Source organism: Flavobacterium orientale (assembly GCF_014638005.1).
In the GTDB taxonomy this organism is placed as follows: Bacteria; Bacteroidota; Bacteroidia; order Flavobacteriales; family Flavobacteriaceae; genus Flavobacterium; species Flavobacterium orientale.
Genome location: NZ_BMFG01000010.1, coordinates 1 through 22,128 on the forward strand (window position 1 = coordinate 1; position 22,128 = coordinate 22,128).

General features: G+C 38.7%; 18 protein-coding genes and 1 pseudogene. 9 read left to right on the forward strand and 10 right to left on the reverse strand.

Annotated elements, in window-relative coordinates:
- The 10 genes and pseudogenes from IEV15_RS11920 to IEV15_RS11965 form a co-directional block, all read right to left on the reverse strand.
- Nucleotides 1-4,759, reverse strand: a pseudogene (locus IEV15_RS11920) (SprB repeat-containing protein); the annotation flags it as partial.
- 476 nt (nucleotides 4,760-5,235) lie between these two features.
- Nucleotides 5,236-5,466, reverse strand: a complete 231-nt coding sequence (locus IEV15_RS11925; protein WP_188362756.1) for a hypothetical protein — start codon at nucleotides 5,464-5,466, stop codon at nucleotides 5,236-5,238.
- Between the two features lie 164 nt (nucleotides 5,467-5,630).
- Nucleotides 5,631-6,392 (reverse strand): SDR family NAD(P)-dependent oxidoreductase, encoded by a 762-nt coding sequence (locus tag IEV15_RS11930; protein ID WP_188362757.1) that lies wholly within the window; start codon nucleotides 6,390-6,392, stop codon nucleotides 5,631-5,633.
- 101 nt (nucleotides 6,393-6,493) lie between these two features.
- Nucleotides 6,494-7,033, reverse strand: a complete 540-nt coding sequence (locus IEV15_RS11935) for a DUF892 family protein (RefSeq protein WP_188362758.1) — start codon at nucleotides 7,031-7,033, stop codon at nucleotides 6,494-6,496.
- Between the two features lie 33 nt (nucleotides 7,034-7,066).
- The gene (locus IEV15_RS11940; protein ID WP_188362869.1) at nucleotides 7,067-7,243 is read right to left on the reverse strand and encodes a hypothetical protein; all 177 of its coding nucleotides are present in this window, start codon (nucleotides 7,241-7,243) and stop codon (nucleotides 7,067-7,069) included.
- Nucleotides 7,244-7,370: 127 nt separating this feature from the next.
- Complete coding sequence (locus IEV15_RS11945; RefSeq protein ID WP_188362759.1) at nucleotides 7,371-7,643, reverse strand: hypothetical protein; 273 nt, start codon at nucleotides 7,641-7,643, stop codon at nucleotides 7,371-7,373.
- 277 nt (nucleotides 7,644-7,920) lie between these two features.
- Nucleotides 7,921-8,481 (reverse strand): helix-turn-helix domain-containing protein, encoded by a 561-nt coding sequence (locus IEV15_RS11950; RefSeq protein WP_188362760.1) that lies wholly within the window; start codon nucleotides 8,479-8,481, stop codon nucleotides 7,921-7,923.
- Between the two features lie 101 nt (nucleotides 8,482-8,582).
- Nucleotides 8,583-9,032, reverse strand: a complete 450-nt coding sequence (locus tag IEV15_RS11955; RefSeq protein WP_188362761.1) for a response regulator — start codon at nucleotides 9,030-9,032, stop codon at nucleotides 8,583-8,585.
- 5 nt (nucleotides 9,033-9,037) lie between these two features.
- Complete coding sequence (locus IEV15_RS11960) at nucleotides 9,038-13,222, reverse strand: chemotaxis protein CheB (RefSeq protein WP_188362762.1); 4,185 nt, start codon at nucleotides 13,220-13,222, stop codon at nucleotides 9,038-9,040.
- Nucleotides 13,212-13,709 carry a response regulator gene (locus IEV15_RS11965; RefSeq protein ID WP_188362763.1) on the reverse strand — a complete coding sequence of 166 codons (498 nt, stop codon included), beginning with the start codon at nucleotides 13,707-13,709 and terminating at the stop codon, nucleotides 13,212-13,214. The genes IEV15_RS11960 and IEV15_RS11965 overlap by 11 nt, the downstream gene beginning before the upstream one ends.
- A 647-nt stretch (nucleotides 13,710-14,356) precedes the next feature.
- On the opposite strand from IEV15_RS11965, the gene IEV15_RS11970 reads away from it, so the two are divergent.
- The 9 genes from IEV15_RS11970 to IEV15_RS12010 all read left to right on the forward strand — a co-directional run bounded on the left by IEV15_RS11970 (nucleotide 14,357) and on the right by IEV15_RS12010 (nucleotide 22,127).
- Nucleotides 14,357-14,749: a hypothetical protein gene (locus IEV15_RS11970; protein ID WP_188362764.1), complete on the forward strand. Its 393-nt coding sequence runs from the start codon at nucleotides 14,357-14,359 to the stop codon at nucleotides 14,747-14,749.
- Nucleotides 14,750-14,929: 180 nt separating this feature from the next.
- The gene (locus tag IEV15_RS11975) at nucleotides 14,930-15,916 is read left to right on the forward strand and encodes a DUF3347 domain-containing protein (protein WP_188362765.1); all 987 of its coding nucleotides are present in this window, start codon (nucleotides 14,930-14,932) and stop codon (nucleotides 15,914-15,916) included.
- Nucleotides 15,917-15,921: 5 nt separating this feature from the next.
- Nucleotides 15,922-16,392, forward strand: coding sequence for a TlpA family protein disulfide reductase (locus IEV15_RS11980; RefSeq protein ID WP_188362766.1), 471 nt, complete (start codon nucleotides 15,922-15,924; stop codon nucleotides 16,390-16,392).
- 3 nt (nucleotides 16,393-16,395) lie between these two features.
- Complete coding sequence (locus tag IEV15_RS11985; protein ID WP_188362767.1) at nucleotides 16,396-16,884, forward strand: heavy-metal-associated domain-containing protein; 489 nt, start codon at nucleotides 16,396-16,398, stop codon at nucleotides 16,882-16,884.
- The gene (locus IEV15_RS11990) at nucleotides 16,884-17,696 is read left to right on the forward strand and encodes a hypothetical protein (RefSeq protein WP_188362768.1); all 813 of its coding nucleotides are present in this window, start codon (nucleotides 16,884-16,886) and stop codon (nucleotides 17,694-17,696) included. The genes IEV15_RS11985 and IEV15_RS11990 overlap by 1 nt, the downstream gene beginning before the upstream one ends.
- A complete protein-coding gene (locus IEV15_RS11995; protein WP_188362769.1) occupies nucleotides 17,693-18,565 on the forward strand; it encodes a DUF2911 domain-containing protein in 873 nt (290 codons plus the stop codon). The genes IEV15_RS11990 and IEV15_RS11995 overlap by 4 nt, the downstream gene beginning before the upstream one ends.
- Nucleotides 18,566-18,670: 105 nt before the next feature.
- On the forward strand, nucleotides 18,671-18,916 hold the full coding sequence (locus IEV15_RS12000) for a heavy metal-binding domain-containing protein (RefSeq protein WP_188362770.1): 246 nt from the start codon (nucleotides 18,671-18,673) through the stop codon (nucleotides 18,914-18,916).
- Nucleotides 18,917-18,951: 35 nt separating this feature from the next.
- Nucleotides 18,952-19,512 (forward strand): helix-turn-helix domain-containing protein, encoded by a 561-nt coding sequence (locus tag IEV15_RS12005; RefSeq protein ID WP_188362771.1) that lies wholly within the window; start codon nucleotides 18,952-18,954, stop codon nucleotides 19,510-19,512.
- A gap of 77 nt (nucleotides 19,513-19,589) precedes the next feature.
- Entirely contained in the window at nucleotides 19,590-22,127 is a 2,538-nt protein-coding gene (locus tag IEV15_RS12010; protein WP_188362772.1) for a heavy metal translocating P-type ATPase, read from the forward strand.
- Nucleotide 22,128 lies beyond the last annotated feature (1 nt).

Genomic DNA, 22,128 nt, shown 5'->3' on the forward strand with positions numbered 1-22,128 from the left:
TTCCGCCGAAGCAAGATACGTTAGTAGTAGTGTTCGTAGAAGCTAAAGCCGTTGCCGGTTGCGTGATTGTTACACTTACGTTTGAAGTACATCCATTTGCATCTGTGATAACTGCGGTATAAGTACCGGCTATTAAATTGTTAGCTGTAAATGTAGTGCCACCATTAGACCATAAAATAGTATAAGGAGCTGTTCCACCTGAAGCTGTTACTGTTGTACTACCTGTAGTTCCGCCGAAGCAAGATACGTTAGTAGTAGTGTTCGTAGAAGCTAAAGCCATTACCGGTTGCGTGATTGTTACACTTACGTTTGAAGTACATCCGTTTGCATCTGTGATAACTGCGGTATAAGTACCGGCTATTAAATTGTTAGCTGTAAATGTAGTGCCACCATTAGACCATAAAATGGTATATGGAGCTGTTCCACCTGTAGCTGTTACCGTTGTACTACCTGTAGTTCCGCCGAAGCAAGATATGTTGGTAGTAGTGTTCGTAGAAGCTAAAGCCGTTGCCGGTTGCGTGATTGTTACACTTACGTTTGAAGTACATCCGTTTGCATCGGTGATCACTGCGGTATAAGTACCGGCTGCTAAATTGTTAGCTGTAAATGTAGTGCCACCATTAGACCATAAAATGGTATATGGAGCTGTTCCACCTGTAGCTGTTACCGTTGTACTACCTGTAGTTCCGCCGAAGCAAGATATGTTGGTAGTAGTGTTCGTAGAAGCTAAAGCCGTTGCCGGTTGCGTGATTGTTACACTTACGTTTGAAGTACATCCGTTAGCATCTGTGATAACTGCGGTATAAGTACCGGCTGCTAAATTGTTAGCTGTAAATGTAGTGCCGCCATTAGACCATAAAATGGTATAAGGAGCTGTTCCACCTGTAGCTGTTACTGTTGTACTACCTGTAGTTCCGCCGAAGCAAGATATGTTAGTAGTAGTGTTCGTAGAAGCTAAAGCCGTTGCCGGTTGCGTGATTGTTACACTTACGTTTGAAGTACATCCGTTAGCATCTGTGATAACTGCGGTATAAGTACCGGCTATTAAATTGTTAGCTGTAAATGTAGTGCCACCATTAGACCATAAAATGGTATAAGGAGCTGTTCCACCTGTAGCTGTTACTGTTGTACTACCTGTAGTTCCGCCGAAGCAAGATACGTTAGTAGTAGTGTTCGTAGAAGCTAAAGCCGTTGCCGGTTGCGTGATTGTTACACTTACGTTTGAAGTACATCCGTTTGCATCTGTGATCACTGCGGTATAAGTACCAGCTGCTAAATTGTTAGCTGTAAATGTAGTGCCACCATTAGACCATAAAATGGTATAAGGAGCTGTTCCACCTGTAGCTGTCACTGTTGTACTACCTGTAGTTCCGCCGAAGCAAGATACGTTAGTAGTAGTGTTCGTAGAAGCTAAAGCCGTTGCCGGTTGCGTGATTGTTACACTTACGTTTGAAGTACATCCGTTAGCATCTGTGATAACTGCGGTATAAGTACCGGCTGCTAAATTGTTAGCTGTAAATGTAGTGCCGCCATTAGACCATAAAATGGTATAAGGAGCTGTTCCACCTGTAGCTGTTACTGTTGTACTACCTGTAGTTCCGCCGAAGCAAGATATGTTGGTAGTAGTGTTCGTAGAAGCTAAAGCCGTTGCCGGTTGTGTGATTGTAGCACTTACGTTTGCTGTACATCCGTTAGCACTTGTTACAACACCTGTATAGGTTCCTGCCACTAAATTGTTTAGGGTGAAACTTGTACTTCCATTCGACCATAAGATCGTGTATGGAGAAGGTCCGCCTGTTACTGTAGCTGTAATACTTCCGTTGTTACCTGCATAGCAAGTTACGTTGGTTTGCGTAGTCGTGGCTACTAAAGCAGTTGCAGGTTGTGTGATTGTAGCACTTACGTTTGCTGTACATCCATTAGCACTGGTTACAACACCTGTATACGTTCCTGCCACTAAATTGTTTAGGGTGAAACTTGTACTTCCATTTGACCATAAGATCGTGTATGGAGAAGGTCCGCCTGTTACTGTAGCTGTGATACTTCCGTTGTTACCTGCATAGCAAGTTACGTTGGTTTGAGTAGTCGTTGCTACTAAAGCAGTTGCAGGTTGTGTGATTGTAGCACTTACGTTTGCTGTACATCCGTTAGCACTGGTTACAACACCTGTATAGGTTCCTGCCACTAAATTGTTTAGGGTGAAACTTGTACTTCCATTTGACCATAAGATCGTGTATGGAGAAGGTCCGCCTGTTACTGTAGCTGTAATACTTCCGTTGTTACCTGCATAGCAAGTTACGTTGGTTTGCGTAGTCGTGGCTACTAAAGCAGTTGCAGGTTGTGTGATTGTAGCACTTACGTTTGCTGTACATCCGTTAGCACTTGTTACAACACCTGTATAGGTTCCTGCCACTAAATTGTTTAGGGTGAAACTTGTACTTCCATTTGACCATAAGATCGTGTATGGAGAAGGTCCGCCTGTTACTGTAGCTGTGATACTTCCGTTGTTACCTGCATAGCAAGTTACGTTGGTTTGAGTAGTCGTTGCTACTAAAGCAGTTGCAGGTTGTGTGATTGTAGCACTTACGTTTGCTGTACATCCGTTAGCACTTGTTACAACACCTGTATAGGTTCCTGCCACTAAATTGTTTAGGGTGAAACTTGTACTTCCATTCGACCATAAGATCGTGTATGGAGAAGGTCCGCCTGTTACTGTAGCTGTGATACTTCCGTTGTTACCTGCGAAGCAAGTTACGTTGGTTTGCGTAGTCGTGGCTACTAAAGCAGTTGCAGGTTGTGTGATTGTAGCACTTACGTTTGCTGTACATCCATTAGCACTTGTTACAACACCTGTATAGGTTCCTGCCACTAAATTGTTTAGGGTGAAACTAGTACTTCCATTCGACCATAAGATCGTGTATGGAGAAGGTCCGCCTGTTACTGTAGCTGTGATACTTCCGTTGTTACCTGCGAAGCAAGTTACGTTGGTTTGCGTAGTCGTGGCTACTAAAGCAGTTGCAGGTTGTGTGATTGTAGCACTTACGTTTGCTGTACATCCATTAGCACTTGTTACAACACCTGTATACGTTCCTGCCACTAAATTGTTTAGGGTGAAACTAGTACTTCCATTCGACCATAAGATCGTGTATGGAGAAGGTCCGCCTGTTACTGTAGCTGTAATACTTCCGTTGTTACCTGCATAGCAAGTTACGTTGGTTTGAGTAGTTGTTGCTACTAAAGCAGTTGCAGGTTGTGTGATTGTAGCACTTACGTTTGCTGTACATCCATTAGCACTTGTTACAACACCTGTATACGTTCCTGCCACTAAATTGTTTAGGGTGAAACTTGTACTTCCATTTGACCATAAGATCGTGTATGGAGAAGGTCCGCCTGTTACTGTAGCTGTGATACTTCCGTTGTTACCTGCGAAGCAAGTTACGTTGGTTTGCGTAGTCGTGGCTACTAAAATCGAAACACTATCAATAGTTACCGTTCCATTTGTCAAACAACCGTTAGCATCAGTAACAACATACGTATACGTTCCTGCTGTTAAATTATTCAGCGTAAAATTGGTACTTCCGTTTGACCATAAAATGGTATAAGGTAAAGTACCGCCTGAAGCAGTAACTGTTGCCGTTGCGTCATTATTCACGCAAGTAAGAGCAGTACTAGTAACCGTACTTGCTAAAACCGGAACAGAAAGCACAATTACAGAACCATTAGCCGTACAACCACTGGCATCTGTTAACACATACGTGTAAGTCCCGCCTGTTAAACCATCAATAGTGAAAGTTGTTGCTCCGTTCGACCAAAGAATGGTGTAAGGTGCTGTTCCACCTGTTGGTGTTGTAACTATAAATCCACTATTCCCGGTACAACAAGTTGCATGAGTTGGTGTGGTTGTAACTACTAAAACAGGAGGTTGCGAGATAGTGAAGGTGCTCGTCGCACTTGCAATTTGACCTTGTGAGTCAGTCACTGTAACCGTATACGTTCCGGCCGCTAAGCCTGTGAAAGTAACCGATTGCTGCGAACTTGTTTGCGTCATTCCATTAGATAAAGTGTAGGTAAACGGTGCCGTTCCTTCGGTAACCGTTACAATTGCTTCACCGGTAAGATCTCCATAACAAAGCAGATCTGAGATAATAACTGAAATTGCGATTTCAGTTGAAGCACAAGCTAAAAATCCCTGATTCGTTGAACCACCAACATAGTTTTCATTAATGGCCGTAGCCGTGCTATTAAAAGCTGAAAACGAATAGCCTGTTTGTGTACCGCCAATAGCGGCATTAGCCAGTGCCAGAAATTCGGTCACCGTCATCCCTGCAAACGTGCCACTTGTGATCACTAAACTTCCAAACGATTGGGTGTTTGAAGAAAAATTAGGATCATAAGCGTCAAATCCAACAGATAATGTCAGTGCCACCAATTGTCCGGCTAACACATTTTTGTAATTTCCGCCCGGATCGACCATTGTGCCTACATTTAAGGCTCTGGGCTGTGTGCCGGATGGCAAGAACTCTTCTACCGCAGTGGAAGAAGTCAATGTCAAAGAATTTGCTGTGCCACCAATGGTTACACCATTAGGAAACGCCGCATTAAAATTGGCGTCGCGATAGCAGCCGGGATTCCCTCCATTGCATTGGGTCCCATATCCTCCCATTGTAAAGGTGGTAAAGCCGTTACAATTTTGTGCGGAAGATTGCAAAATTCCAAAAAACATACTTACAAGTAAGTAGCAAATTAATTTTGTTTTCATACATAAACATTTAGAATTAAAAAATATTGACGATCAATATTTTCAGTTTTGTAGTCTCCTTTTTTATTAAAAAGAATGTACCATCGACAAAATATACTTAAGTAGGTCATCCGTATAAATGGTACTTGGCACATCCTTTCCTATTACAATACAATAAAGGATTACAAGTAAGAGAGCTACCGTACAAAATTAGAAGCCTGCTGTATTATAATTATTTGGAATGGTTGCATGATTGTTTGATGTTGGGAATTAGAATGAGTGAATAGTGATTAGTGAATAGTCCAAAAACTATGGAGCGTAATTAATCACCCTATTATTTTTGGTGGACATTTGCCAAAAAGAAGGTGCTACGTTTTGGATTTTTTAGCACGAAGTTGCCGGTTAGCAGGGCGGTTTTGAATGATGGAAGATTAGAAAAAGAATTCAGCCAGTAGAAAATTGGAAGAAAAATAGGTGCAGAATTCATTTCTGATGCGTTATAAAATATCGCCTTCTCCGTTTCCTTTATTTTTCATAAGATTTAATCCGTAGGTGTAATTTGTGGAGAGGATTACATCGTTACAATCAAAGTGTTTGATTGTTCCATCTTCTACTAATGCAACAACCCAGCAGGTGTTTTGATGCATGCCGTAATCAATGATGAATAAGGCCTGTCCACTACCCATTGGGGTTTCTACAAGGATTGACGGTTTTAATTGGAGAATCATTCTTGGGGAAGTTAGGTTGTTCGAGTATTAGATTATTAGATTTTTGGATTTTTGGATTTTTGGATTTTTGGATTTTTGGATTTTTGGATTTTTTGGCCACAATCGGGCTATCGGGAGACCGATTATTCTAATTAAAAAAATAGTGAAATAATAATTAAAGTTCGTTACAAAACGATATAGCCACCCCCTATTTCGATGATATTTCCGGTGGCGAAAGAACTGTCTGCACAGGAAAGAAAAATAAAGCTGTTAATTATTTGTTCTGCCTTATCTGTTCGAGTCATGGGTACAGCTTTGTTAACGTGTTGTTTCACTTCTTCCAAGCCGGTAATACCTCCTTTTGCTTGTGGTGGTGTATCAAAAAAACCGGGACAAATTGAGTTAAGCCGTATTCCTAACGTAGCAAATTCCAAGGCGGAAGTAAGTGTAAGTCCCATAACTCCTTGATTTGCTGCCACACCTTGTGGTGACGATTCAAAACCCATCGTACCAAAAATGGCGGCCATGTTAACGATAACACCATTTTTTTGTTTGGCCATTTGCGTTAATTCCTGTTGCATGACATAGTGTACGCCATTCAGGTTACTATCCACTACTTTTAACCATGCCTTTTCGGCAACTTCACCTACTTTGTTGGGTTTACCTCTAAAAACCGTATTGTTCAACGCTACATCAAGTGACCCAAAAACACGAATGGTTGCTTCAATAGCCGCTTGTACCTCAGCTTCAACAGACACATCACAATCAATAAAAATAGCTTTGGGGTTGTCCTCTTTTATTTCTTCCATGGCTCTGTCTACGTTTACTGATTTCCTAGCTGCCACTACTATATTTGCCCCTTCTTTTGCAGCAGCAATCGCACAAGCTTTTCCTATAACGGATAAACCACCTGTGATGAAAAGGGTTTTGTTTTGGAGTTTTTTCATGAGTTAGAAGGGATTAGTGATTAGAAATTAGTGATTAGTAATTAGTCGAGTCAGTGAGGTTTAGCAGAAGGGTTTTATATTTGGTGGTTGGGTTTTTGTTTTTATGTGGTTGTTTCCGTTTGGATGAATGCACCGGAGACCTCAGCGAGTTTTTTGTCAGTCGTTTTTTCTTCATAAAGCGTTACTAATAACAGTTCCGCTGCTTCGTTGAGTCCTAATGTTTCAGCAAATTGGTATAAGGTGCTGTAGGCCGCTATTTCGTAGTGTATTATTTTTTGAGTGGACGCAACAATGCGTGCATCTTTCATGGCTCCGGGTTCGCAAGATGCAATGCGTTTTCCAACTTCTGCAATTAAACCTTCCATTGCCTCACATAATTTCACTTCCACTTTTTTATCGATACTTCGATAGATGACTGCCAAACGGTCTACTTGTTGGTAGGTTTCTTCCAAATGATTCATCAGTACTTCAATCAATTCTACTGAGGTGGCATTTTGTATCCACAGCGGAATTTCTTTTATCAATGCTTTTTCAGCCCAAAAGATATCCTTTAAGCCTTCTTCAAACAGTTGCATCAATTGTGATGTTTTCCCACTTGTGGTAGTTGGAATTTTATAGTTGGTGTTAAAATAATTTTCCATTTCGTTTGTCCTTAATGACTTTTTTTTACTTTATTACTTATTTCTTCTTGATCTCATGACTACATAAGCGATGACTACTATGATTGCGATGACAAAAAAAATCCCGACACCCATTCCGGCTTTAAATATGCCAACTATGGCATCACACGAACTCATAACAGTCACCAACATAAGCATCGCCGCTGTTTTATAAAAGGCATTTTGTTTCATTGTGTATTTATTTTTGTATTGAAAACAAACCTTCTGCCGGAACAAAAGGTTTGTTTTAAAAGGTATTGGACAACCCCTACTTTATTTGTTTCTTTCAGATTTAGTTAGAGCGGGTTGTTCTTTTTACTTAACGCTTTTTGTTGGTTTCTTCTTTTTCTTGTTTTTCGTTATCGCGTTTATTAGTACCGCGATTGTCATTGTTTCCCTTGTCGTTTTCTTGTTTGCCGGTAGCCTTAACATTATTCCCTCTGTTATCTGACTCTTCTTTCTCCGATTCCCGTCTTTTTTTGTCATCCGTTTGATCTGATTTACCCGGTGTTCTGCCTAAATCCTTTTCTGCTGCTCCTCTTGACTTGCCATCATTTTGCTGATTGCGATTGTCGTTTTGATTTTTTTCCATGTTAATGCGAATTAAATTATAGCTGAATTGCTAGAATGTAAAGATTGGCATATTGGCCTGATTTAGTGTAACATAATTTTTGGGAAGACTTGCATTATTTTGAGGTGAGGGGATTTTTTTGGAGCTTTGCTCTTTTTTGTTTCACAGCGGTGCACAAGATTTTGCCACTAAGCAAAGAAGGCACTAAGTGTTGGATTGTTCGATTGTTGGATTCTTCGATTTTTGAGATGACGAAGATGAGAAAAGAGAAGTACCGGTAGTTAGAAAATGGAAAGATTTACAACTCTTCCAATCCGGTTCTTCGGAAGGTTTTCATGGCTTTGAAGAAGGATGGCGTGATGCCGGTTACTTTTTTGAATTGATTGGAAAGGTGTGACGTACCGCTATAATTCATTTTATAGGCAATTTCTTTAATGGTCAATTCATCATAAATGAGAAGCTCTTTTACTTTTTCAATGCGATGCACCATGATGTATTGTTCGATAGTAATACCTTTTGTCTGCGAGAATACATTAGACATATAGGTATAATCCATATTTAATTTTTCACTCAAATAATCGGAAAAATTGGTACGAGGTAATTCTTCAGCATAGTGAATCATTTCGATCACTACATTTTTTATTTTTTCAACCAATTGTGTTTTTTTATCGTCAATGAGGTCAAGTCCCATTTCAATCAAAGCCAATTTGAATTGACTGAGTTTTTCCGGTGACATATTGCCAACAATATGCACTTCGCCTAATTCAACAATGGTGTATTTGAGTTCGAGTTTATCCAACTCATACTTCACCATCATCTTGCAGCGTAAGCTTACCATATTTCGTATAAATAATCTCATTATGTCTTAATGGTTAGGTAGTATATTCTTATTTTAAATAGCCAAAAATTTACTACGCTTTTTTGATTTCCTCTTCTTCCTTATTTAGTAACGTAACTCCTTTACTTTATCGATAACAAAAAATCGGATCTTTTACAAGATTCCATTTGAGGTATCTTGAAATTAGTAACCGCTTTATTTAATAATTGCTTGAGCATTCCAAAGTTACAAGGTTTCTTAATGTACCGATTTGCTCCATGGCTAAACGTTTCTTCTATATCCTTTTCTAAAGCTGATGTGGAATACACAGCAATCGAAATTTCTTTAAACTTCCCTTCTCCTCTTATTTCTTTCAAGCATTCCAAGCCATTTTTACAAGGCATGTTGAGATCCAAAAAAATAAGATGGGGCAATGCCTCCGTATTTGTTTTTAAATACTCCATCAATTGCAACCCATTATTCACCATGTGAATGGTGTGTTTTATTTCCAAATCTTGAAACGCTACCTTAAATAGTAAGCGGTCGCCTTCATCGTCATCGGCCAGAAGTATACGAAGTGTTGCGTTTTCCATTGGTGTTATTTTTTGTCTGCCGGTATATAAATATCGAATGTTGTTCCTTTGTTTATTTCACTTGTAACGGTGATAATCCCTTGGTGGTTTTCCACTATTTTTTTCACAATTGCCAATCCAATCCCTGTTCCGGCATATTGTTCTTTTCCGTGTAGTTTTTGGAATACTTCAAAAATTTTATCGTAGTATTCTTTTTCAAATCCAATCCCATTGTCTGAAATACTAATGTGACAGTATTTTTTGTCCGCTTCAATTTCCTTATGCTGTATTTTTGCCCCTTTTACCTTGGTGCTTTTAATTACAATGTGAGGCGGGACATCCGGTTTTGAAAACTTCAGAGCATTACAAATTAGGTTTTGCATCAATTGATTGAATTGATACACAATCACATTGGCATCACACAGTTTATCGGTGTCGAATGTGGCTTGCTTTTCGTCAATCATCTCTTTGATATCGGTTTTCACCTTATCAATGATGGTATTCAAGTCGGTCGATTCAAATTTAATATCGGTAGTGTTTAAGCTTGAAAAACTCAACAAGTCCTCAATTAGCGTTCGCATCCGTTGGGCTGCATCTTCAATGAGATGAAAGTATTTCTGTCCGTCATCTGATAATTTTTCATTTTCTACTATTAAATCGGCAAACGTTTGAATTTTCCGCAAAGGTTCCTGTAAATCGTGACTGGACACATAGGCAAACGCTTCCAACTCTTTGTTTTTCTTGGTTAACTCTTCCGACCGCTTTTCTTTTTCAGCACTTTCAAAAAGCAACTTTTTATTTACTTCAAGTAATTCTGTCGTTCTTTTTGATACTGCTTTTTCTAATTCTTCTTTTTGTTCTTTTTGTTCCTGTATTTCTGTTTTAGAGCCTACCCACATTTTTATTTTACCGTCTTCATTTTTCAAAGCTATGGCCCTGGTTAGGTGCCATAGGTATTTACCGTCTTTACGAAGCATTCTGTTCTCCGATTCATAATCGGCTCCGGTTTTAATGCATTCCTTCCATCGTTTTTTGTTTTTTGCCCAATCCTCCGGATGAATGATCTTTTCCCACCCCTCGCCTTTTAACTCCTCAAAAGACATTCCGGTGTAGTTGAACAAAGTAGTATTAAAATAATTCTTGTTACCTGCTGCATCACAGGTCCACACTTTTTGTGGCATTAACTCGGCCATTAATCGGAATTTGTTTTCGCTTTCCTCAATCCTTTTTTGAGCACTAACTTCGGTAGTTACTTCATAGGCAATAACAGCTACACCCGAAATCGTTTCATCGGCTTCTAAATAAGGTTGAAATACAAAATTAAAATAGACGTCTTCTAATTTCCTTTTACGTTTTAAAGGCACCAATACTTCATAGCCGTAAAACGGATTGCCTGATTCAAAAACAGTTGTAAGCAAACCGGGAATAGTTCCATTTTTCAGCTCGGGTAATACTTTCAACAAAGGTTTGCCTTCGATATCATTTCCTTTATCCCAAATATTTTTTATACTGTCATTCGCCATCGTTATCACCATGCTTTTTCCTTTTAAAACAGCAAAAGCAAAGGGAGACTGCATGAACATCATGGTAAATCGCTTTTCACTTTCTTCAATCTTAGTGCGGGCAAGAGCTTGTTCGGTAATATCTTCAATAGATAACAGAATTAACTTTTCTGAATCATTTTGGTTGATTACCTCCCTAGCATTCAGCAACATAATCATCCTGCCAACACTTGGAAAGGTATGCGTTACTTGAAAATCATTAAAAAAGGATTTTTCCGGTAGGATTTTCTCCAATAAGATTTGCAACTCGGGAATATCCCATTGTTTATCACCCAAATTATAAATCAAATGACCTTCGGTTTCCTTCTCGTTTAACTTGAATGTGCTGTAGAACGATTTATTGGCGGTTTTTATTCGCAATGATTTATCTAATACCAATAAAGGTTCCCGAATGTTTGCGACGATAGATTCAGCATAATTTCTGGCTGCCGCAATTTGTTCATTCAAGCTAATCATTTCGTGATTCACCACCATTAGTTCCTCGTTGGTACTTTGCAGTTCTTCTTTGCTCGTTTCCAGTTCTTCATTCAAACTTTGTAGCTCTTCACTTCCACTAAGCAATTCTTCATTGGCACTTTGCAGTTCTTCGTTGGCCGCATCCTGGTCCTCCGTTATCCCTCGCATGTCTTCACGAGTTTGGGTGAGCTCCTGTTCCAACTGTTTGATGCGACTATCCTTTGCATCCGAAGTTGATTTGGATTTTGATGGACTATTTTTAATCGGTGTATCCAAAGCACTCGATCCACCGGTATCATGAAAAAGAATTAGATAATGGGGTTCAATCATATTAGGCAATGGTACTGCTTCAATAGTAGTATTCACTAGTTGTCCATTAATTTCAACCGGTACATTATCTTTCTTCACCGCTTCTTTTGCTTTTCTTGTTTTGTGTAAGAGGCTTCGCAGTTCAAAAGCCAATCCGTTCTTTGCCAATACCAATAAATTATGACTCGGTTTGCCGGATGATTGCTCTAAATAACGACTGGTACTCCCGCGGTACTGCACAATGTCCATTGCTTCATTGATCACAACACCGGTTGGTGTGTAATTGCTTAGTAAAATTTCATCGGCTGTTTTTTGAAAATCAGAACGCATAGTTTCGGTTTTGGGCTTCTCATTCCTACCCTTTAAATTTATTTCTGCTCGTGGACTTACCACATGTTTAAAACTGCTTGGTACATCCTTGCGAACATACAATTTCTCACTCTTTTTTACTGTAGCAAAGAGTTGTGGTACACCACTTGTTGTTTCAGAATTGCCAAGCAATAAGAACCCTTTTGGTTTTAGGGCATAATGAAAAGTAGTCAAGGCTTTTTTTTGCAAATAAGGCTCCATATAAATCAGCACATTGCGACAACTCAACAGGTCTATTTTTCCAAATGGCGGGTCTTTCAGAAAGTTGTGCGTGGTAAAAACACACATGTCTCTAATTTGGCGGTTTATCTGGTAATTCCCATTGGTTTTTGTAAAAAAAGCAGTCAAGCGTTCCGGTGAAATGCCGGACATCTCCTCTTTTTTATAGACACCACTACGTGCTTTTAAAATGGCCGGTGCACTTAAATCACTGGCAAAAAGCTGTACGCGTTCTTCTAAATACATGGAAGCATGACTGCCTAAAAATTCTTTTATACAAATGGCCATTGAATAGGCTTCTTCACCGGTACTGCAACCAGCTATCCAAATACGGATGGGTTCATCTACTTGCTTATTTTTTAAAAGAACCGGAAAAACATTGGCACATAAATTTTCGAAAATGTGGCTGTCTCTAAAAAATGAGGTTACCGGTATTAAAAGATCTTGGTATAAAATATCTTGTTCCGAAGGGTTATCTCTAAGGTGTTGTAAATAATCCGCAGGATGTGTATTTTTATTAATCGCCATTCTACGGAGGATTCTTCTGCGAATGGTGGTTTGCTTGTAATAGGTAAAATCAGTTCCTTTACGAATGTGAAGCAAAGCATTGATTTGTTTAAACACTTCTTCATCCTCCATAGCTAAATTTTGTTCCACTGTGGTGGGTGTATTTAAAATTTTAACCACTTCCAGAAGTTTCTCAGGTATTTCATCAGGTGAAATAACAAAATCAACCACGCCTGCTTGAATAGCACTGGAAGGCATATCCGGATAGGCAGAAGACGCTTCATCCTGAGCAAAGGTAATACCGCCATGGTCTTTAATGGCTTTCAAACCTAATGTTCCATCAGCACCGGTACCGGTAAGCACCACACCAATAGCATGGGTTTGGTGAATGATAGCTAAAGAAGTAAAGAAAAGGTCAATGGGCAAATTGCGTTCGTTTTCACTTTTCTCCGGACGTGGAGCTAATTGCAATACCCCATCGGAGGCCACCATAACTTTGTTACTTGGGATGACATAGATGTGGTTCGGTTCAACAAAAATATCATCCTCAATGGTTAGCACAGGAATAGGCGTTACCTTTTGTAATATTTCGGCCAATTGACTCTCATATTCAGGATGTAAATGTTGTACCAATACATAGGCCATACCACTATCCAAAGGAATGGCTTTTATTAATTTTTTAAATGCATCCAATCCTCCCGCCGAAGCACCAATCCCTACAACAGGAAACAGATTTTCTGATTTAATTAATTTTTTAAGATGCTTGTTATTTGAAGATTCAGATTTCATCTTTTGCTGCTTTTTTGTCGCTTGCAATCACAAAATTCTCTTGTTTTGGCAATTGGATATTTCCTTCTGCAATAATGGTAAGAGCTTTATAAATTACTTCTTTGAGGTCTGAAAATTTAGCGGGCTTAGTAATGTAATAGTGTGCCGCATCTCTAAAAACCGTTTTCACTTTTGCCTGATCATTCGCTGTAGAAAAAACAATAACCGGCAGGTCATACAATTTTTCATCGCGTTTGATTTGCCCTAAAGCAACAAAACCATTTTTTCGAGGCATATTAAGATCAAGGAAAAGCACATCGGGCATGATGTGTCCTGCTTGTGACATTGTGTATAATAGTTCCTCCCCATCCATAAACGTGGTGAGGTTTGCCGTTACAGGCAACTCGTTTAACGCTTTTTCAAAAAGCTGGCAATCGGCTTCATCATCATCAGCCAGATAGATAGCAAGCGATCTTACAATCGGCTTCATTGTATCAATTGTTTTCATAGTAAAAAATTTTAGATGTGAAATAATTCTTTCAGGTTAAGAGTAATGTATGCTCCCATAAGATACATAACATAAGAATCGTACATCAAATTTATAATGGCTGCGAAAAGAAAAAACCATTAGATTGTAACAAAGTTATGCTATTTAGGTGGTACAAAATTACATTTAGTGTTTTATTTTGGGAAATTGGGGAAGGGATGTGTAATTTAGATTATTTGTTGGATTGTTAGATTATTGGATTGTTTTAATACTAAAAAACATTTACTCCAACAACACCCACCCATGTAGGAGTCCCGTAGGGACGGAACATATTGTAGCAACGGATTTTAATCCGTTGGTAAATAATCAAACAAATTGTAGCAACGGATTTCAATCCGTTGGTAAATAAAAACAAATCATATTACAACAACGGATTTCAATCCGTTGGTAAATAAAAACAAATCATATTACAACAACGGATTTCAATCCGTTGGAATGGTTCAAATAATATTGCAACAACGAATTTTAATCCGTTGCGAAACAAACAAAACAAATGCTATGATTTCAATCAATTGCTAAAATAACCAAAACATCCATTTTCAGGTTTTAACATAAAATTAATTAAGAAACAGCAATTTCTTAGTAAGTTTGTAACTTATTCATTACTAATGAAACATTTATTCACATTTTGCATTGTTCTGATCAGCTTCCTTTTGGTTCCTGATACGGCCATGGCATGTGTGAAGATGAAGGCGAAAAAATCGTGTTGTATTGAATCGATTAAAGAAACTACGGAAACGTCAACTTGTTGCTCCACAAAAGAAGCTTCTTCTGACTCCTGTTGTGCTTCTGATTCCAAAGGATGTGATAACTCCTGCAACAATGGAACTTGCACCTGTTTTGCCACGTGCTCTGTTACACCGGTAAGCTTTATTACAACTTTTGATTATGACTACAATCCGGTGGTTTTCCCCGGTTATAAAAAAGTAAAATTTTTATATACTACACCTTCCCTTTCTGAAGGTTTTTCGTCCATTTGGCTAATTCCTAAAATAAGCTAAAACCCTTTTTTGACAGCCCTACGTGTGTCAAAATTATATAGTTTTAACTATAATCATTACCGTCAACTAGTGTCAACTGTGATTTAAAGTGTTCGATAACTAGTAGGCCATTTTACTAAATCAATTTAATTTATTATTCATTCTTCAAAGTTTTACGCTTTGATAACAATTTATTACATTATGAAAAAAACAATCATAAACGTACTGATAGCCACATTTTTCGTGCTATCGGCTACCACACAAGCACAAATAAAAAACACAGAAACAGCGTCAACTAAAGTATATGGCAACTGTGGCATGTGTAAAAAAACTATTGAAAAAGCAGGAACAATTAATAAGGAAGCGACTGTGGTTTGGGATGTCAATACGAAAATGGCAACACTCACTTTTGACAGTAAAAAAACCAACCAAGATGCCATTTTGAAACGCATTGCTTTGGCCGGTTATGACAACGAACAGTTTTTAGCTCCCGATGATGTTTATGCTAACTTACACGGTTGTTGTCAGTATGAGCGAGAAGCTAAAACTGCGGTAAAACCTCATGAGCATCATACAACTGTGGTTGTTACCACTCCTGAAGCACCAATGGATCATTCCAAGCACGTTGTAACTGCACCAAAAGCAGAAACCAAGAAAGAACAACAAGCAACTGCGGTTGTTACCACACCTGAAGCACCTAAGGATCATTCCAAGCACGTTGCTCCTGCACCAAAAGTGGTAACCAAAATTCAAAAAACCAATATGTTATTGCCTGTTTTTGAAGCTTATTTTAGTGTAAAAGATGCCATGATACAATCGGACGGCTCGGCAACTGCTACAAAAGGAAAACTGTTACTGGCAGCGATTGAAAAGGTTGATATGAACCAACTCGGAGCCAAAGAACACGACGTTTGGATGCAAGTTCTCCGTCCATTAAAACAAACTGTTCAAAAAATAAGCGAGACTAAAAACATTGGTACACAACGCGGTCAATTGGATCTCCTTTCTAAAAACATGCTTAACTTAGCAAAGGTTTCGAAGTGGGACTTTGCAATTTATAACCAACATTGCCCCATGGCGAATGATGGTAAAGGTGGGAATTGGTTAAGCAAACAAAACACCATTAAAAACCCCTATTACGGTTCAAAAATGATGACCTGTGGTAGTACTGTTGAAACCCTTAAATAAGTAGTATGAAAAATAGTATCCTTTCTTGTCTCTTTTTGTTTTGCTTGACGCAGGCAAATGCCCAACTTAATTTAGGTGACCCATTACCTGCTGTGTTTTTGAAAAACACTACAGATGTCAATCAAAGTATTGCAACGTATTCAGGCAAAGTAGTTTTAATTGACTTCTGGGCTGCCTGGTGTGGTCCGTGCCGATTAGCCAATAGAAAATTAGTGAAATTATATAACGCCACTTCCCGAGAGCAATTTGAAATTATTGGCATCTCTTTGGATGTAAAACCGGAGCTGTGGAAAAAAGCCATTGAAAAAGATAATATCAAATACATGCAAGTCATCGATCCAAAAGGGTTTGATGCTCCCACTGCGATACAGTTTGGTGTGGAACAACTTCCTGCCTCTTTTCTGTTTGATGCCAACGGCATTCTAATTGCCATTAATCCTACTGAAGAACAAATTAAAAAACATTTAAATCAATAAATCATGAGAATTCCAATTTATATCCTTCTTTTGTTAATGAGTCTGTCAACTACGGCTCAAATTTCAAAAATCGAAATTCAAGCTACCGGCTTGACTTGTTCCATGTGTTCCAATGCCATCAACAAGCAATTGAAAAGCCTTTCGGACGTTGAAAATGTTACGACCGACTTAAATACGAACACTTTTGTAGTGTTTCTGAAGCCGAACAACACTTTTACACCTAAAACCTTTAAAGATAGTGTGGAAAAAGCCGGTTTTTTTATTGGGACTATGGTAGTAACGCTGGATAACTCTTATCTTCAGTCGAACACCAATCAATTCATTGCACTGGAAGATAAAACAGTCACATCATCAAATGAAGCTGCTATCAGAATTTTAGACAAAGGCTATGTCACACAAAAAGAATACAAAAAATTACAAAAGAAATACGCCAAAGTGGCTTCCTACAGTGGTGTAAATGAAGAAGTGTATCATTATAAATTCAACAACTAATGCCAAAGTTACTTCTGACCGCCTTACTTTTTGTTTTCGCATCACAAAGTAAGGCTCAAGAACTGTTTGTAGTTACCGACCCGGCAAGTAATGTTCCTGCCAACTCGCTGAGTGTACGATTAAGCAACTCGCTTTTTAAAGAGGCTTTAGCAACCGGCTACAATTACCATTTAATGCCCGAAGTAACTTGGGGTATGAATAAAAATTTGATGTTACGCGGCACTGCTTTTCTCAGTGACCGAAGCAATGCATTGTATGCCGAAGGAGGCAGTGTGTATGCCAAGTACCGTTTTTTTTCTACGGATGATCTCAACAGTCATTTCCGATTAGCCGCTTATGGGCGATACAGTATGAACCGTGCCGATATCCATCAGGAACAAATTGATATTATGGGACACAATACGGGCTATGAAGTAGGTTTTGTCGCCACCAAACTTATAAAAAAAGTAGCAATAAGCTCTTCCGTGAGTTTTGAAAAAGCGTTGGACAACCAACCCGATCATCCTTTCCCTTCGCAGTTTGGGAACCATGCCACCAATTACACGTTCTCATTAGGTAAACTAATGCATCCGAAGGTATACACCAGTTACAAACAGACCAATATCAATTTGATGTTGGAGTTTGTAGGTCAAACCATCAACACCAACGGAAAATCCTATTTAGATGTGGTGCCTGCGGTGCAGTTTATCATTAACAGTCAAGCCCGAATTGATGTGGCCTACCGTTATGAAGTATTAAGTTCTATGTTGCGAACCGCACCTAACGGCTTTTATTTAAATCTTGAATATACCTTTTTTAACCTAGCCAAATGAAACATTTAATTACCTTAAGCCTTTTATTTTTTTGCACCATTCAGGTGTTAGCACAAGATAAAATTCAAATCAAAACCACTTCACCCAGTCCCGCTGCTTCCTTTGAGCAAGAAATAGGAAGTGCATTAGTAAAAGTAGCCTACAGTCGCCCCTTAGCCCGAAACAGAAAAATTATGGGTGATCTGGTTCCCTATAATCAGTTGTGGCGAACAGGTGCGAGTGATTGTACCACTTTCACTACGGACGAAGATATAGTTTTTGGCGGTACTATTTTAACCAAGGGGTCGTATTCACTTTTCTCCATTCCTGGTGAAAAAGAATGGACTATAATTGTCAATAATGATACATCACTACATGGTGACTCCGGTTATGATCAAGCGAAGGATGTTATGCGATTTACAGTACCCGTTCAAAAAACACCCCATTATTATGAAACATTTACCATCGAAATCAACGATATCAACTCACGAGGGGAAGGCTTTTTAAAAATTATTTGGGAGCATACCATGGTTCAAATACCCATTAAAAGCACAGCTGATGAACGTAGTATGACTTTGATTCAAAACCATATCCTCCAAAATCAAACGACAGATGCTAACTTACTTTTTCAGGCGGCAAATTATTATATAACCACTAATAGAGATAAAAATCAAGCGATTAGTTGGCTGGTACAAGCGGAAAAATATGATGCACAAAATTTTTATTATCCCAATTTAAGGCAAAAGCTTTTGGGTGAACAAAAAAAATATTCAGAAGCTTTGGAAGCTTCCAAAAAAGCGTTGGCTTTAGCTAAGGAAAAAAACAGCAAAGGGGCTATTAAATCGTTGGAAGAAAAAATAAAGGAATATGAAATTCTTTTAAAAAAATAACTGTGAATGCTGTAATTTAAAAAGGAAGTAGTGTAAATCAATGCTATAGTCATTTTGTAACTTTAGCTGCAGTAAATAAACTGTAAACTAAATAGTATTTAAATTATGAAAAAATCAATCTTTTCAATGATCGTTATGGTGCTGGTTGTTATGGCCTGCAATCAAAAAAACAACGACGAAAATCAGGGTGTTGTCTTATTGGAATCGGATACCACAAGTGTCAATAGTAGTGCTGAAACACAGGAAACAAAAGAAATGGCCTATGCCTGCCCCATGCATCCTGAAGTTAACGGAAATTCAGGTGAAACCTGTCCAAAATGCGGTATGGATTTGACAGCTGTTCTGGAGTAGTAGTACAAGGTAATCTAGTATATGGATAGAATAACATGAAGCTCTACATTAAAAACATGGTTTGTAGTCGCTGCAAAATGGTAGTGAAGTCCGCGTTAGAAACACTCGGACATTCACTGCTTGCAGTAGATTTGGGTGAAGTAGAATTAGCCATGCCAGTTACAGATGATGAAAAAAAAGCCATTGCCGAACAGCTGAAAGCCTTTGGTTTTGAAATCATCAACGACAAAAAAAGCAGAACGATTGATAAAATTAAAACACTAATCATAACGTTAGTCCATAATCAAAATATACCGTTAAAAACCAATCTGTCCGATTATTTATCGCAAGAATTACATCAAGATTACAGTATATTATCCAATTTGTTTTCAGAAGTTACGGCTACCACAATTGAGCAATTTTATATCCATCAAAAAATTGAAAAGGTAAAAGAGTTGCTGCTGTATGACGAAATCTCACTCAGTGAAATTGCGGATAGTTTAAATTACAGTAATGTAGCTCATTTGAGTAATCAGTTTAAAAAAGTGACGGGCTTTTCACCTACTCATTTTAAAAATTTAAAAGTTGTAAAAAGAAAACAAATTGAAGATTTATAAATTTTACAAATCAAACCCATAATTTTACAAGTGCAAGACAAGGGATTGTTAGAAATTTGTACTATAAAAAGACAAAAATGAAACATACCTATCACATTACCGGAATGACTTGCGACGGCTGTCGCTCAAAAGTCGAAAAAGCACTGCAAAGCATCGAAGGAATTGATGTTCAAGTTTCTCTGCATCCACCTTTGGCTACCATAACGATGCAAAATCATGTGGCAACGGAACGGTTACAAGCAGCTTTATCAGCAGTTGGGCCCTATACCATTGCGATGAATAATGGGAAGACTTCTGCCTCATGCCACACCGAATCAACTACCAAAACATCCTGTTGTGCCACACCTTCTGTAACGGAAAAAAAAGCAGTACACATTCCTCACGGAAAATACTACTGCCCGATGCATTGTGAAGGAGAAAAAACGTATGACAAACCCGGAGATTGTCCTGTTTGTGGTATGGATTTGGTAGCACAACAAAATCTCTCCTACACTTCATCAGAACAATGGACATGCCCCATGCATCCTGAAATCGTAAAAGACGAAGCAGGTGCTTGTCCGCTTTGTGGTATGGATTTAGTACCCTTACAGGCTTCGCTTTCCTCAGAAGAAAAAACATATACAAAATTATTGCGGAAGTTTTGGATAGCTAGTGCCTTCACCTTGCCTATTTTTATAATTGCCATGAGTGAAATGATTACTAATAATCCGTTATATGAGCTATTTGAACAAAAATATTGGAATTGGATACAGTTCTTTTTGTCTATTCCCGTAGTTTTTTACGCGACCTGGATGTTTTTTGAACGGGCTTACAGAAGTATCAAAACGTGGCAACTTAATATGTTTACACTGATTGGAATTGGTGCCGGTGTAGCTTGGTTATTTAGTGTTTTTGGCATGCTTTTTCCTGATGTATTTCCCGAACAATTCAAAACCGATTCAGGTGCGGTTCATGTTTATTTTGAGGCTGCTACCGTTATTTTAACGTTGGTTCTTTTAGGTCAATTATTAGAAGCTCGTGCTCACAGCAAAACCAATTCTGCCGTAAAAGAACTTCTGAAATTAGCTCCAAACAAAGCCATCAAAGTTGTCGATGGCGAAGAAGTAGAAGTAACTATTGATAAAATTGAAGTAGGCGATATTTTAAAAGTAAAACCGGGTGAAAAAATTCCGGTAGATGGCACCATAACCGAAGGTGACACTACTGTTGACGAATCGATGATTACAGGTGAGCCCATCCCGGTAAACAAAGCCAATGGTGATTCGGTTAGTAGTGGAACCATCAACGGCAACCAGTCTTTTTTAATGAAAGCCGAAAAAGTAGGTAGTGCAACGTTGCTCTCTCAAATTATTCATATGGTAAATGAAGCCAGCAGAAGTCGGGCTCCAATACAAAATTTAGCAGATAAAGTATCTGGCTATTTTGTTCCCGTAGTGGTGCTTATTTCCTTGCTCACTTTTGCCGTTTGGGCTATTTGGGGACCGGAACCCGCTTATGTTTTTGCGTTTGTGAATGCTATTGCCGTTTTAATAATTGCTTGTCCTTGTGCCCTTGGATTAGCAACACCCATGTCGGTTATGGTCGGCGTTGGAAAAGGGGCTCAAAATGGTATATTGATTAAAAATGCCGAAGCTCTCGAGAAATTGAACAAGGTAACTACCTTAATCATCGATAAAACAGGAACAATTACGGAAGGAAAACCTACAGTCGAAAAAATAGGGACTTTTGGTACTGTTTATAATGAAAGTGAAGTGCTTCAATTTATCGTATCCTTAAATAGCAACAGCGAGCATCCTTTAGCGGAAGCCACGGTAAAATTTGGTAAAGAACAAAATACTACCCTTTTAAAATCGGAAAAATTTAGTGCTGTTACCGGTAAAGGTGTCGAAGCGATTATTGCCGGTAAAAAAATAGCCTTAGGAAATCCGAAAATGATGGAACACAGTAATGCCGCAATTAATGTTACCCTGGAAGAGGAAGCAAAAAAATTCCAACAACAAGGTAAGACCGTATCCTATTTATCAGTAGATAAAGCAGTTGTTGGTTACGTAGTTATTGGCGATAAAATAAAACCCACAAGTGCCAAAGCGATTGCCGAACTTCAAAAAAACGGCATCGAAGTAATCATGCTTACCGGCGATAACAAAGACACGGCAAAAGCTGTAGCCGACGAACTCCATTTGTCTGATTTCAAAGCCGGTATGCTGCCTGAAGATAAAATGAAAGAAGTAGCAAAACTGCAACTGCAAGGCAAGATTGTAGCAATGGCGGGCGATGGCATTAATGATGCCCCTGCTTTAGCCAAAAGCGATGTAGGTATCGCCATGGGAACAGGTACTGACGTTGCCATAGAAAGTGCCATGATAACGCTGATAAAAGGCGATTTACAAGGTATTGTAAAAGCACAAAAACTCAGTAAAGCGGTTATGAGAAACATCAAGCAAAATCTATTTTTCGCACTGATTTACAACACATTGGGTATTCCTATTGCAGCAGGATTGCTATTTCCGTTTTTCGGCATCTTATTGTCGCCGATGATTGCTGCTTTGGCCATGAGTTTTAGTTCGGTCTCTGTTATAGTCAATGCTTTACGATTACGAACTATTAAAATTTAAT

Bases quoted from the DNA above. Each gene is read 5' to 3' on its own strand.
- IEV15_RS11925 (WP_188362756.1), bottom strand. From the start codon at position 5,466: ATGATTCTCCAATTAAAACCGTCAATCCTTGTAGAAACCCCAATGGGT.
- IEV15_RS11930 (WP_188362757.1), bottom strand. From the start codon at position 6,392: ATGAAAAAACTCCAAAACAAAACCCTTTTCATCACAGGTGGTTTATCC.
- IEV15_RS11935 (WP_188362758.1), bottom strand. From the start codon at position 7,033: ATGGAAAATTATTTTAACACCAACTATAAAATTCCAACTACCACAAGT.
- IEV15_RS11940 (WP_188362869.1), bottom strand. From the start codon at position 7,243: ATGAAACAAAATGCCTTTTATAAAACAGCGGCGATGCTTATGTTGGTG.
- IEV15_RS11945 (WP_188362759.1), bottom strand. From the start codon at position 7,643: ATGGAAAAAAATCAAAACGACAATCGCAATCAGCAAAATGATGGCAAG.
- IEV15_RS11950 (WP_188362760.1), bottom strand. From the start codon at position 8,481: ATGAGATTATTTATACGAAATATGGTAAGCTTACGCTGCAAGATGATG.
- IEV15_RS11955 (WP_188362761.1), bottom strand. From the start codon at position 9,032: ATGGAAAACGCAACACTTCGTATACTTCTGGCCGATGACGATGAAGGC.
- IEV15_RS11960 (WP_188362762.1), bottom strand. From the start codon at position 13,222: ATGAAATCTGAATCTTCAAATAACAAGCATCTTAAAAAATTAATTAAA.
- IEV15_RS11965 (WP_188362763.1), bottom strand. From the start codon at position 13,709: ATGAAAACAATTGATACAATGAAGCCGATTGTAAGATCGCTTGCTATC.
- IEV15_RS11970 (WP_188362764.1), top strand. From the start codon at position 14,357: ATGAAACATTTATTCACATTTTGCATTGTTCTGATCAGCTTCCTTTTG.
- IEV15_RS11975 (WP_188362765.1), top strand. From the start codon at position 14,930: ATGAAAAAAACAATCATAAACGTACTGATAGCCACATTTTTCGTGCTA.
- IEV15_RS11980 (WP_188362766.1), top strand. From the start codon at position 15,922: ATGAAAAATAGTATCCTTTCTTGTCTCTTTTTGTTTTGCTTGACGCAG.
- IEV15_RS11985 (WP_188362767.1), top strand. From the start codon at position 16,396: ATGAGAATTCCAATTTATATCCTTCTTTTGTTAATGAGTCTGTCAACT.
- IEV15_RS11990 (WP_188362768.1), top strand. From the start codon at position 16,884: ATGCCAAAGTTACTTCTGACCGCCTTACTTTTTGTTTTCGCATCACAA.
- IEV15_RS11995 (WP_188362769.1), top strand. From the start codon at position 17,693: ATGAAACATTTAATTACCTTAAGCCTTTTATTTTTTTGCACCATTCAG.
- IEV15_RS12000 (WP_188362770.1), top strand. From the start codon at position 18,671: ATGAAAAAATCAATCTTTTCAATGATCGTTATGGTGCTGGTTGTTATG.
- IEV15_RS12005 (WP_188362771.1), top strand. From the start codon at position 18,952: ATGAAGCTCTACATTAAAAACATGGTTTGTAGTCGCTGCAAAATGGTA.
- IEV15_RS12010 (WP_188362772.1), top strand. From the start codon at position 19,590: ATGAAACATACCTATCACATTACCGGAATGACTTGCGACGGCTGTCGC.